Consider the following 12019-nt stretch of genomic DNA (forward strand, 5'->3'; position numbering starts at 1 on the left):
CGCCTTTCGGCAACGATCTCGCCGATACTGGGGTGATTTCGGGGACGACGGCGATGGTGCTGGGAAGGGTTATCGACCCACCGGACAACCTCGTCGTCCAACATCTGATGGACGACGGACTGGCCTGCATCGTACGTCGTGACCATCCGGATGTCGGTGCCAGCCTGACGCGGGATCTTTACGAGAGCCTGAAACACGTCAATGTCCTGCCACCCGGTCGCATTCGAGCGGGCGTATTCCAGGCGTTGGGGCAGCAGAACCTCAAGCGCGAGGTTGCTGTCTCCGTCACACACTTCCTATCGGTTCCCGAGATGGTCGCGGTCACCGATTATTGCGCAACATTGCCGCGCATGATCTGCCGCAGCCTCGAACGCGACCCGCGGCTAAACGTCGTCGAAGCACCTGTCGATCTTGGAACATTCCCGGTCGAAATGGCTTGGCATGTGCGATATCGTCACGATCCAGCTCATCGATGGCTCAGAGGTGTCGTGAGCAACCTCGCAAAAGACTTGGTAGGAGTTCTCCCGGGGCGAGACATTCGTCCATCACGCGAATGAGACTACTGCAGATGCCCATGGCTGTTTCGCCACTTACGGGGGCTCATTTTCTCCCAACTCTTGAATGAGCGGTAGAAAGAGCTCGCATCGTCGAAACCGAGCATAAATGCCACCTCTTCGACGGAAATCGACACGTCCAGCAGGAGTGTCCTCCCCAGTTCCTTCCTTGCTTCGTCGAGCAGCGCCCGAAAAGTTGTCCCCTCGTCGCTGATACGTCGTTGTAAGGTCCTTTCGCTCAGCCCGAGCTCCTTAGCGACATCGGCGATATCTGGGCAACCGCTGGATAAGCGCCGCTTTAAAATACCTTTGATGTGTTCGGTTACACTGCCACGCATCTCTATTTCTGCCAACGCGGCGGTGAGCGCCGGTGTCAGTATCGAAAGCATTTCAGGATTGTACCCCACGAAAGGTAGGTCCAAATCCGCTGACTTCAGAAGAAGTTTGTCGCGGTCAGCCCCGAAACATCACTTGGAGGCTAGGTCACTCTCAGCGGTCTCGTGCGCGCAAGAATGTCCAATCATTTTGAAGCATCCGAACCTGTGGTTTCGTTGACCAGCCTCGGCTACAAACTAACGCCTTCCAGAAACCATGATGACAGCCCCCGACGCCAAAATGACGATCGCTCCTATGATCGTATGAAGGTCGGGCAGTTCCGCGAACATGACAAAGCCTGCGACGAGCGCCCAGCAAAGCTGCGTATAGCCAAGCGGCGCCAGCGTACTGGCGGGCGCATAACGGTGAGCGGTCACGAGCAGAAAATGACCAAGCCCGCCGATGATGCCGACGAGGACCATCGCTATCCAGCCACCGATATCTTCTGGCCATTGCCACACGCCGACAATGGCAAAGCTGAGCACGATGGCCGGCAAGGCAACGGAAACGATGTTCAGGCTGAGCATCGAATCCGTCAGCAGCAGGCGCTTTGTAAGAAGGACATAGACCGCATAGGTCATGACGTTTCCGACGGCGTAGAGGGCAGAAAACTTGAACACGTCGCCACCGGGCTGGATGACAAGCATCGCTCCGAAAAGCCCCAGACCAAGTCCAATTCCGACGATCGGGCGAAAACGCTCACGAAACAGCACGATCGACAGCGCGGTGATGACCACCGGTCCCAACATGATGATGGCCTGGTTTTCGACCAGCCCGAGATTGCGCAAGGCGAGAAAGTTGAAGGCGGTGGATCCGAGCAGGCAGGCGGCACGCAGGGCCTGAAGCCCGGGCTGATGGATACCCCAGCGGCGCGGATCGACGCTTGGCCGAAAAAGTGCGAATGCCGTCAGGCAGCCAAACGCGTAACGTGCCCAGACCACCTGAAGCACCGGCAGGTGCCGGCCCGCATATTTGGCCGCAGGGTCGATCAATGCGATGAGCATCACGGCCAACAGCATAAGCAGCACACCCTTGCGGACATGTGACACCGGCACCGCAGGCGAACCAGCCTCGGCTGAAGACATGTCCGACATGGATATCCTATCGTGAGAGCCGCGCGATAATGGCAGCGGCATGGAAATCTGATTGTGCCTCCGCCAGATGATCCAAGCAGGAGATCCACCGGCGGAGGCACGAGGGCCCATCAGCCCAGGTCGTGCGCCGTCACTTCCGTGATGCGGTGATAGACAGAGCCCTCAAACATTTCGAGAAGGCGCTTGGTTTCTTCGCGCGAATGAAATCGCGCATCACATGCCATTGCCCGCTCCAGCGCCGCCCGATCGGGGTATGTAATGGACAGGAGCAAAGGCATTTCCGGTGCCCCCTCATCCCGTTCGAGCTCACGCGAGACGGTGACGCGAACCGCGCCGTCGAACTTTGTCCAAAGCGGCGTCAGCACATCGGCAACGAAAGCGAAGAATTCCTCTTCCCGGCCTTGGTGGATTGCACCGACGAATTCGGCATATCTGATCAGCATTTTTTTCCTTTCAGCCTCTCGGGCCATCGTAAAATCGCATGAGGGCCGCGTTGTCCGCCGCACCATGTCCGGCCGCGACCAGAAACCGGTGGATTTCCATGCAGAGCGCGGTCATCGGCATGACCGTTCCGGTATGGCGTGCAAGCGATTGAACGGCATCGAGATCCTTGACCATGTTGTCGATCCGGCCGGTTGGCGAATAATCGTTGCGCGCCATCTTGGCCATGAACTCCTGCAGGATGGCGCTGTCGGCACGTCCTCCGCTGAGCGCTGCCGGAATGCGTTGCGCATCGACGCCTGCATCAATGGCAAGCTTGGTGGCTTCGGCCACGGCCACGAAATGCAGTCCGCAGAGAACCTGATTGATCAACTTGGTGGTCTGGCCTGCGCCGCTTGGCCCCATCAGGGTCAGGTTTTCGCACAGTTGATCGAGCACGATACTGGCGGCGGCGAAATCCTGCGGATCGCCGCCCGCCATCACCGTCAGCTTGCCGACAAGCGCTTTCGGCGCCCCGCCGGACAAAGGTGCATCCACCCACCGCAAACCGAGATAACCGGCATCGGCACACAGCTTCCGGGTTGCGATCGGATCGATGGACGACATGTCGATAATGACGGTACCGCGGGCGGCGCCCTGTGCCACTCCGCCAGTGCCGAAGACCGCCTCTCGAACGATCGCAGCGGAGTTCAGGCTGAGGATCACGGATCCGGCCGCGCGCACCGCCTCCGCGGCGGAAGACGCGCCGGTCGCCCCCTTGGCGACAAGTGCCGCCAATTTTGCCGGATCAAGATCGTAGGCGACCAGATCGTTGCCGGTCTCCAGCAGGCGGGTTGCGATAGCGGTTCCCATCACGCCGCATCCGATCAGTGCGATCGTCTGTTGTTTCGACACAATAATATCCTCCCCGTCGAATGACGGTCAAAAAAGTCCAGGTCAATTTGGTTGGGTTCAGCCGATTTCGGAGCGAAGGAAGGCGGCCAGTTCCGGCGTCTTCGGATTTGCGAAAAATTCGGCTGACGGGCCTTCTTCGTGAATGATGCCGTCTTTCATGAAGATGGTGCGGTTGGCCACACGCCGGGCAAAACCCATCTCGTGAGTGACGAGCAGCATCGTCATGCCCTGCCTGGCGAGGTTTTCGATGACGGCGAGCACTTCGCCCGTGAGTTCCGGATCCAGTGCGGACGTGACTTCATCGAAAAGCAGCACCTTCGGCTGCATGGCAAGCGACCGGGCAATGGCGATGCGCTGTTGCTGACCGCCTGAAAGCATGTCCGGATAGGTATCGAAACGGTCCCCAAGCCCGACCATCGTGAGGCAGCGCAACGCTTCCTCGCGAGCTGCCGCCTTGCTCTCTCCCTTCACCTGGACGGGCGCGAGCATGATGTTTTCGCCGGCGGTCAGATGCGGAAAGAGATTGTAGCTCTGGAAGACGATGCCAACATCGCGCCGCAGCTTGCGCAGGGCTGCCGGGTTCCGTGACATGGCATGTCCGGCGACGCTGATGTCGCCACCATCGACTGTCTCCAGTCCGTTCAGGCAACGCAGAAACGTGCTCTTGCCGGAGCCGCTCCGGCCGATCAGGGCAACAACTTCGCCACCGCGAACATCGAGGGAGACCCCCTTGAGGACCTCAAGCGGACCAAAGCTTTTTCGGATATTGTTTGCAACTACGACAGACATCTCAACCTCTCGGCAAGGACGCGGGACGGAGGAGCCGCCCCGCGGGTAGTAAAGATTAGAACGAGGGCAGTGCGGGCATGGGCGCTTTCATCCACTTTTCGTAGATCTTGCCGAGTTCGCCGCTCTGATTGTGTACGAACAGAACCGTGTTCAGCCAGTGCAGCAGATCCGGGTCTCCGCGTCGCATGCCAACGCCGTAGAAGCTCTGGAGATAGGTGACCTTTTCCTCGAACTTGCTGTCAGGATAACGCTGCTGAAGCTGGGCGGCGATGTAGTTGACGGTGCCGATCGCATCGACCTGACCGGCAACCAGCGCATTGAGCGTCGTGCTGTCATCGTCGAAACGGACGAGTTCCATCCCGTCGATCTTGGCAGCCGAAAGGATTTTCTCATGTGCCGTGCCGCGCGGAACGCCGACGCGCTTTCCCTTCAGGTCTTCAAGCGATTTGATCTCGGTGCCTTCAGGCGCAATGATGACCGACTTGTGCCCGCCATAGGGATTGGAGAATGCCACGGAAAGAGCACGCTCGGTGTAGATGCCGAAGCTGGCGACGACAAAATCGACCTTGCCGGTCTGAAGCGACGGAATACGGCTCTGCCCGGTGACCGGAACAAGTTCCAGTTCCACGCCGAGATCCTTGGCCAGAAGCTTGGCGACGTCCACATCGAGACCGTCGGGCTGCATCTGTTCGTTGGTGATGCCGAAAGGCGGTACGGACAGATCGACACCGATCGTCACCTTCTTTTTGGCGATGATATCATCGAGCGAGGCGGCCGAGGCGACCGTGCTCGATCCGAAAGCGATTGCCAGGCCGACCAGCGGCATCAGCAGGGATTTGAAAGTCATGTTGATCCTCTCAGTTTTCATGTTCCGGTTGGTTGAACGACCTTCTGCGTGTCGCTGGTGATTTTTCAGGCGCGCGATCCACGACGGGCAGCACGGCGCTCGAGCCACAGGCTGATTTGCGTGAGCGGGAAGCAGAGCGCGAAATACAGTGCCGCGACGGCGAGAAAGGTCTTCAGCGGCTCGAATGTGGCATTGCTGACGAGCTGTCCGGCACGGGTGATTTCCACAAAGCCGATGATCGAAGCGATCGAGGTTTGCTTGATGACCTGGACAAGGAAGCCAACCGTCGAGGGCAGCGCCAACCTGATTGCCTGCGGCGCAATGACGAAACGCAGCGTCTTGTAGGGCGTCATCGCCAGTGCGTCGGCGCTTTCCCACTGCGCTTTCGGGATTGCACGCAGGGCACTTTCCCAGATGGCGCCGAGGAATGCGCTGGAGTTGATGGTCAACGCTATGGCGGCGGCGGCGATCGCGCTGACTTCCAGCCCGAACAGTGAGGGCGCGTAGTAACAGACGAACATGAGGATCAGGAGCGGCAGTCCCTGGACGAACTGCATGTAACCCGAAGTAATCACCCGCAACAGCCGTCTTGACGATATCCGCAGCAGCGCAAGGCAAATGCCGACCACACCGCCACCGACGAATGCGATTGCCGTCAGCGTGATCGTCCACTGCAGCGCATAAACGATGAAGAGGAACTCGTTGGTACCGAAGGTGCGCATGTCAGGTCCTCCGGAGAAGCGTGCGGCGGGAACGGGTGAAGATGATCAGTCCAGCGGCATTCAGCAGGGCGCGGAATACGAAGTTCAGCGAGACATAGATCGCAGCGATGACCAGATAGACTTCCATCGTGCGGAAGGTTTCGGAACTCGCGATCATCGCGGCCCCTGTCAGGTCTTCCACGCCGATGGCCGAAACGAGGCTCGTCGACAGCATCAGCAAAACGCATTGCGACACGACGGGGCTGAACACTTTTTCGAGCGCCGGCGGCAGGATGACGAAGCGCAGCGTCTGGAAATAGCTGAGACCGAGACTTTCGGCCGCCTCGAACTGGCTGCGGTGGGTCGACTGGATGCCGCCCCGGACGATCTCGGCAATGTAGCCGCCGTTATTGAGCATCAGCGCAATGAGAACGGAATTCATCGGCGACATGCGGATGCCGATATTCGGCAGACCGAAGAAGATCACGAAGATCTGCACCAGAAGCGGCGTGTTGCGCATCACCTCGACATAGCAGCGTACCAGAAAGCGCGGCAGCCGCGAGGGCAAGGTCGATGCGACGGCACACGCCACACCGATCATGAAGCCGCCGAAGATGCCCAGGAACGACAGCACCAGGGTCAGCCACAACCCGTTCAGGAGCTGCGGCAGATAGGCAACCAGCGGACCGAATTGGAAAGTATAGTTCATGGCAACCTCGGCGTTCTCACTCCAGTTCCGTCGCTTATTCGAGGCCTAGCGGTCGAACCCGGATGTTTTTGCCGGCAAAAGCGATGGTGTCCGCATGGCAAAGATCGAGCGCTGCCGCGACATGCCACCATGTATGGTCGGCCTGACGGATGATGAAGCATTCGGTGCTGTGGCCGATATGGCTGAATTCCATCGCGTGGCCCATGCAGATATGTCCGACTTCGTCTGGCAATCCAACGGACAGGCAGACATGCGCACCGTAAGCGGAATGACGGAATGTCGGGTCGCCATACCGGTCCCCGCGTTCCTCGGAACGCTTCAGTTTCTCGGGATCGAATTCCCAGGTCTTGCCGATGTCATGGCAGAGGCCGCCTGCAAGAATGATATCGCGGTCGACCTTCGCTTCCGGATAGGTGGCCTTGAATTCCTCGTAGATCGCAAGCGCCAGCCGCGTCACGCCGCGCAGGTGAGCGTCCTGCGTGCCACGCTTCAGAGAAAAGATGTTCGGGCTGCCTTCACCGGAAATGTCCGTCACGCGATCGAATGAGGAGCGCTGCAGCGCAAACACCCATGCGTCGATGACCTTCTCGCGCAGTTCAGCCGACTGAATGTCCGCGATTTCCGGCAGGTCTTCAAGGATGTGCTCACGCGAGATGGATTTGTACATTTTTTCAACACCGACAATTAATGCTTATAAAGTGAGCTTATTGACGATTGCCCTCAAAATCCAATCAGGATAATCCGTGCTATCGATAGAATTTTTCTATGCAGGTTCCCATGGCACTCAGTTTTTCGGCGGTAGAGTCCTTCTACTGGGTTTCGCAACTTCGAAGTTTCAATGCCGCGGCAGACAAACTCAATGTCACGCAGCCAACCGTTTCCTACCGCATCAAGGAACTGGAGGAGCAGCTGGGCGTGGCTCTCTTCGTGCGACAGAAACGTCAGCTGCTTTTGACTAGCGAAGGCGAGGCTCTCAAGCATTACGCCGAGGCGATGATCGGCATCGCGCGCGACATAGAATCCAACATCAAGACCAGAAACACCCGGCTGCCTACCTTGAGAGTTGGCGTGATGGACAGCTTTGCGGCGACCTGCCTTCCGGCATTGCTCGATGAACTCGACAGCCGGTTTTCCGGAACGCGCGTCGCCGCCACCATAGACAATAGCCACAACCTCGCGCGCCAGCTTTCCGAGGGTATCCTAGATGTAGCAGTTCTCTCCACCCCGCCTTCTCATGAGAATGTAGCCCTCGAACTGCTGGGCCGACAAACGGTGGAATGGGTCGCCAGTCCAAAACTCATCGGCACCAACGAATTTGTTTCCGACAGCGACCTTCTTAATTTGAGGATCTTCTCAACCCCCGCACCGTCGAACATTCACTCGCTGACGACGAATGCATTGGGCGGCAATAGCAGCTTTGGCCTCAGGCTGAACCTGTGCAACAGCATTAGCGCTATCCTCACGCTTGTCGAGGCTGGGACCGGGCTGAGCATTCTCCCTGCCCGCATGGTGCAGGAGCAGGTGAAGAATAAAACGCTGCAGATCCTGAAAACCCAATCACGCCTGCCAAAACAGGACGTCTTCATCGGGACCAACAAGGGTGCCGTCGTCCGGGCGCTACCGCAAGTGATCCAAATGGTTAGGAAGGTGACAGTGGATGCGGCTTTCTGCGGATAGATAAGCGCCTGGAATTGAAAAGCTCATGAAACGATACGAACGGCCGACCTGTGCTGGAGACTCATGAACCGCCTGAAAAAAAATTAAGCGCCAGCGCCCACGGTTTCTCTGTCAATCGCCCAGACGCGGCCTCCAAATCGGATGATTTCGCGCCGGCTTGGAAAGTGTGCCCGTTGTCGAATATTGTTGCGCTGGGCACGTTTCCAGGTGGCCTACCAAAATAGTCATCGGTCTCAGCTCCCCGAGGACCGTGGGCCGCACCCGCTGTCGGGATGATGATCGTCTGGTTGGCCGAGCTGCCCAAGCGATGGCTCGCAACAAAATTTCGATGTGTGAAAATGACCTAACCAGCGGCGTGCAAGTAATACTTGCTAATTGGTAGAAAATACGCTCCACTTATAGGTGTAAAACAGTGGGGGGCGGGTGATGTCTGTTCAAAGCTTTACGCATGCTGCGGCTACGCTGCTAAATATCTCTAACATTCAGGGCGATATTCTGGTCGGACTTCAGAAAGACGCCGAAAAATTCCTATTCTTTACGATCACGGACGTGCCAGCTTTCAAAGCTCGGCTTCCAATGCTGGCAGCACTCGTGACCTCCACCAAGTCGGTAATGGACCGAGAGCAAGACATCAAAGCAGAGAAGGCCTCGGGTTCCGGTACGCGGCTCGACCTGCGCGGTCTCAATCTGGGCTTTACCGCTCCAGGCCTCGACAAGCTGCTAGGCAACAATCCCGTTACAACGAGCGCAATGATTGACTCGTCCTTCGTGGCCGGGGCGCAAGCGCGCGCTGCTGTTTTGGGAGACGAACTCGACGCGTGGCTTCCGGCCTTTCAGGGGACTAAAATCGATGGTGTGATGTTGGTGACAGGCCCTGACGAGACCAAGGTGAATAGCCACGCGACGTCGATTGTTCAATTGCTCGGGTCCGCGATTGCTGTTGTCCATGAAGAACTCGGCCAGACCCGCCCACACCGTGGGTTTGAACATTTCGGGTTCCAGGATGGTATTTCACAACCCGGTATTCGCGGGCTGACCCCGCCGATGAACCCGACGGATCCCGAACAGGGCCTGCCTGGTCAGGATCTCATTCATCCCGGCGAGTTCGTATTCGGATATCCGGGGCAGGTTGATCGTTTCGATCCATCTTTTCCTGACGCGACCAAGGAGACGACCGGTCCGATCGTGGAGCCTCCGTTTGTCTGGATGAACGATGGCGCCTACATGGTGTTTCGTCGTCTAGAGCAACGAGTGCTGGCCTTCCAGAAGTTCGTGAAGGACGAAAGCCGCGTCTTGGGAATGGACGAAGGTTTGCTAGCCGCCCGTCTGGTTGGCCGCTGGCCGAGTGGCGCCCCTCTTGTTCTTGCGCCGTTGCAAGACGATGCCGCCCTCGGCGCGGATGCAACCAAAAACAACCATTTCGAGTTCCAACACGAAGACGCCTCTCAACGACGCTGTCCTTACGCTGCCCATATCCGCAAGACCTACCCACGCGACGATCTCAACGATGCGCCCGGCATACCTGCCTTGGCCGGCGAAGGCGGTGAGGCTTCGGTTCAGACACGGCGCCTCAGACGGGCCGGCATCCCGTTCGGACGCGAGGTCAACGATAGCGAGGTGATCGGAAGCGAGGCGTCGCGCGGACTGATGTTCGTTTGTTATCAGACCTCGATCATCGATCAGTTCGAATTTGTGCAAAAGGATTGGGCAAATAACGATACGTTCGTCTTCGGAAAGGGCCGGCCCAACGGCAGCGGTCAGGTGACGCCTGGACATGATCCGCTCATCGGACAGGTCGCGGGCGACTTGCGTGTAGTGGACGAACTCGTGCCGAATTACCCGACCGGCAACACGCGTAGCTCGATAAATATCACGCAGCGCTTTGTGCAAGCCACCGGAGCGGGCTACTTCTTCATGCCTTCCATCGCCGCTCTCTTGCATGGCCCGCTCTCCCAATAAAACGGAGACATTCCGGCATCACCGTGAGAGCTAGCAAAACCGATCGCAACCCAGGCACCGAACGGGATATATAACGATGGTAAGTGAAGATGAGGCAGCGGTCTGGCTCGCGGCAGGGGTCCTGCGCAGCGGCAAGTTTGACATCGAGGCAGTGACATTGGAGGCGATGGCCGCCGACGCGCCTGCCGGCGGTCTGGATACGGCGCTGAAGGCTTCTGAGAAATCCGATGTACGAGGCGGCGCCCTCGGAATGGAAATCCTTGGTGCCATTGTCGTGCCGGTGCTGGTCGAAGCCGCCAAACAGTTCTGGGCGAGCTACCAAAAAGAGCTCATTGAGAAGACCGGGAAGTCCGCCGCCGACGCAACCCTTGTTGCGATCAAAAAGTGGTTCTTTGGAGCACCACCTGAGGACAAGAGCCTGATTAGCCAAAAGCTTGCAAACGCTATCACACTCGCGGGCGAAGCCCGCAAAATGAAAGTCGCCGACATCGAAGCTCTTATCGCAGCCACTGCTCCCGAAAGGTTGGAAGCCGCGCTTGCAAAAACATGAAAATGACGCGGACAATACAATCGACGTGGCCTTCGCTCAGAGCGCCACCGTGGAGTTGCTCACGCACTACGCGGTATTGGTCTTCGTGCTGGTGCCAGTCCTGGCCCTGGTATTCCCAGGCATGCTCTTTGCCATCGGCGCAACAATGTTGGCATCGGTCATTCCCGATAACGCCGTCTCCCAATGGCTGCAAAACGATCGTTATAGCCCTTTGATCTTCGCTGGCGCCATCGCCCTTGTGATCGGCGTGGCGAGTGTTCTGGTGGAAAGGCGACAATTGATTTTAGCACCACCTGGGCTCAGGGAGCTGTCGGGTGAAAAAGGTTTGAAGTTGCATGAGATGGTTGCGGCCATGTGGCGGCGCCTCGCGCCGGACAGCGCGCCGCCCAGCATTCGCTGGTTTCCGGCACTGGACATCGCGGCCTACGCCACAACGCGCGACGCGCGGCCGGAACTGCAGGTCAGCGCGGGGCTCTGGCGCGCGGCAACGTCTGATGATCCGATTGCCACGGCGATTGTCGCCCATGAGCTGTCCCACCTCATCTATCGCGATCCCCGATCCCTGTTCTGGTTGAACATCATCGTCGTCGCAACAAGAGGCATTCTCGCTGTCACCGCCGGATTCGGTGCCGTCATTGTCCTCCTTGTACTGGGCTACGAGAGTTTGCGGATTCTGGACCGGGGAGACGGGTCTCTCTCAATCGTCTTTGCCTGCGTTCGGATTGTCGCAGCGGCTGGCGTGATCCTGATCCTCATCCCGCTCGGTTGGCTGGCACTTCGCCGTCAGGTCGCCTTCGTGACGTCATTGATCGAGGTGCGGGCGGATGTTGCGGGCGCTCTTTGGACCGGCGGCTTGCGGCAATACACACAGATCTTCGCGACGCACGAACGGGTACAAAAAACCACCGATCGGGACCTGCTCACCACCATCCTGTCGCCTTCATTCTCTCACATCCCTCAGCGGGAACGATTGTCCATCCTCGCGTCCCCGTCCCTGCTCGTGACGCCGAAGCTCGAGTTCTTTCTTTTGTCCGTAGTGCTCGTTTTCCTGCTGCCGATTAATTTCGCCACCCCATATCTCCTGGACGGCGTGCTCAATTACCTGGCAATTCAGGTTCTCGCCGCGGCCCTGAACGCCGTCATCGTCTCGATGCTGATCGTCGGATCTACGCACGGTCCGGTTTTGATCTCAGCGCGGCGGCTCTTCACCCTTGCCATCGCAAGCTGCGTAGTAACCGCCCTGCCCCGGATAAATCTTGAACCGTTATCGTACCTGCCATTTAGTTGGCTGATGGGTTTCGGTGGCGCAACTGCCGACTGGTCGACCCTTGGTAAGAGGTGGCTCGGTTTGTCTGAACAGCTTCGGGCGTTTCGTTAAGTGGATTTCCGCCTCGATTATGCCGCCACCATCATCGGTGCCAGCGCGTTG

The 12019-nt window shown here is 58.2% G+C and carries 14 protein-coding genes; 5 read left to right on the forward strand and 9 right to left on the reverse strand.

Going from position 1 to position 12019, the window contains the following annotated elements; genetic code table 11:
• Window positions 1-557, forward strand: a 557-nt coding sequence (locus EDF70_RS29605; RefSeq protein ID WP_245519442.1) for a LysR substrate-binding domain-containing protein, incomplete at its 5' end; no start/stop codon positions are given.
• Between the two features lie 2 nt (window positions 558-559).
• Here EDF70_RS29605 and EDF70_RS29610 read toward each other — a convergent pair.
• The 9 genes from EDF70_RS29610 to EDF70_RS29650 all read right to left on the reverse strand — a co-directional run bounded on the left by EDF70_RS29610 (window position 560) and on the right by EDF70_RS29650 (window position 7071).
• Window positions 560-961: a helix-turn-helix transcriptional regulator gene (locus EDF70_RS29610; protein WP_245519443.1), complete on the reverse strand. Its 402-nt coding sequence runs from the start codon at window positions 959-961 to the stop codon at window positions 560-562.
• A 165-nt stretch (window positions 962-1126) separates the two neighbouring features.
• Window positions 1127-2023 carry a DMT family transporter gene (locus EDF70_RS29615; RefSeq protein ID WP_165932193.1) on the reverse strand — a complete coding sequence of 299 codons (897 nt, stop codon included), beginning with the start codon at window positions 2021-2023 and terminating at the stop codon, window positions 1127-1129.
• Between the two features lie 110 nt (window positions 2024-2133).
• Window positions 2134-2466: a hypothetical protein gene (locus EDF70_RS29620; RefSeq protein WP_132281854.1), complete on the reverse strand. Its 333-nt coding sequence runs from the start codon at window positions 2464-2466 to the stop codon at window positions 2134-2136.
• A gap of 10 nt (window positions 2467-2476) precedes the next feature.
• Window positions 2477-3358, reverse strand: coding sequence for an NAD(P)-dependent oxidoreductase (locus tag EDF70_RS29625; protein ID WP_132281856.1), 882 nt, complete (start codon window positions 3356-3358; stop codon window positions 2477-2479).
• A 57-nt stretch (window positions 3359-3415) separates the two neighbouring features.
• The gene (locus tag EDF70_RS29630) at window positions 3416-4147 is read right to left on the reverse strand and encodes an amino acid ABC transporter ATP-binding protein (protein ID WP_132281858.1); all 732 of its coding nucleotides are present in this window, start codon (window positions 4145-4147) and stop codon (window positions 3416-3418) included.
• A 55-nt stretch (window positions 4148-4202) separates the two neighbouring features.
• Entirely contained in the window at window positions 4203-4994 is a 792-nt protein-coding gene (locus EDF70_RS29635) for a transporter substrate-binding domain-containing protein (RefSeq protein WP_165932194.1), read from the reverse strand.
• Window positions 4995-5059: 65 nt separating this feature from the next.
• Window positions 5060-5716, reverse strand: a complete 657-nt coding sequence (locus EDF70_RS29640; protein WP_132281860.1) for an amino acid ABC transporter permease — start codon at window positions 5714-5716, stop codon at window positions 5060-5062.
• Window position 5717: 1 nt separating this feature from the next.
• Window positions 5718-6404 carry an amino acid ABC transporter permease gene (locus EDF70_RS29645; protein ID WP_132281862.1) on the reverse strand — a complete coding sequence of 229 codons (687 nt, stop codon included), beginning with the start codon at window positions 6402-6404 and terminating at the stop codon, window positions 5718-5720.
• 34 nt (window positions 6405-6438) lie between these two features.
• Window positions 6439-7071: an HD domain-containing protein gene (locus EDF70_RS29650; protein WP_132281864.1), complete on the reverse strand. Its 633-nt coding sequence runs from the start codon at window positions 7069-7071 to the stop codon at window positions 6439-6441.
• 110 nt (window positions 7072-7181) lie between these two features.
• On the opposite strand from EDF70_RS29650, the gene EDF70_RS29655 reads away from it, so the two are divergent.
• From EDF70_RS29655 to EDF70_RS30170, 4 genes are all read left to right on the forward strand, one after another.
• Window positions 7182-8081 (forward strand): LysR family transcriptional regulator, encoded by a 900-nt coding sequence (locus EDF70_RS29655; protein WP_132281866.1) that lies wholly within the window; start codon window positions 7182-7184, stop codon window positions 8079-8081.
• A gap of 426 nt (window positions 8082-8507) precedes the next feature.
• The gene (locus EDF70_RS29660; RefSeq protein WP_132281868.1) at window positions 8508-10040 is read left to right on the forward strand and encodes a Dyp-type peroxidase; all 1533 of its coding nucleotides are present in this window, start codon (window positions 8508-8510) and stop codon (window positions 10038-10040) included.
• A 76-nt stretch (window positions 10041-10116) separates the two neighbouring features.
• Window positions 10117-10590: a hypothetical protein gene (locus tag EDF70_RS29665; RefSeq protein ID WP_132281870.1), complete on the forward strand. Its 474-nt coding sequence runs from the start codon at window positions 10117-10119 to the stop codon at window positions 10588-10590.
• Window positions 10577-11968 carry a hypothetical protein gene (locus EDF70_RS30170; RefSeq protein ID WP_165932195.1) on the forward strand — a complete coding sequence of 464 codons (1392 nt, stop codon included), beginning with the start codon at window positions 10577-10579 and terminating at the stop codon, window positions 11966-11968. Before EDF70_RS29665 ends, EDF70_RS30170 begins: the two co-directional genes overlap by 14 nt.
• Window positions 11969-12019 lie beyond the last annotated feature (51 nt).

The sequence above is a fragment of the Neorhizobium sp. JUb45 genome (assembly GCF_004343585.1).
Lineage (GTDB): Bacteria > Pseudomonadota > Alphaproteobacteria > Rhizobiales > Rhizobiaceae > Neorhizobium.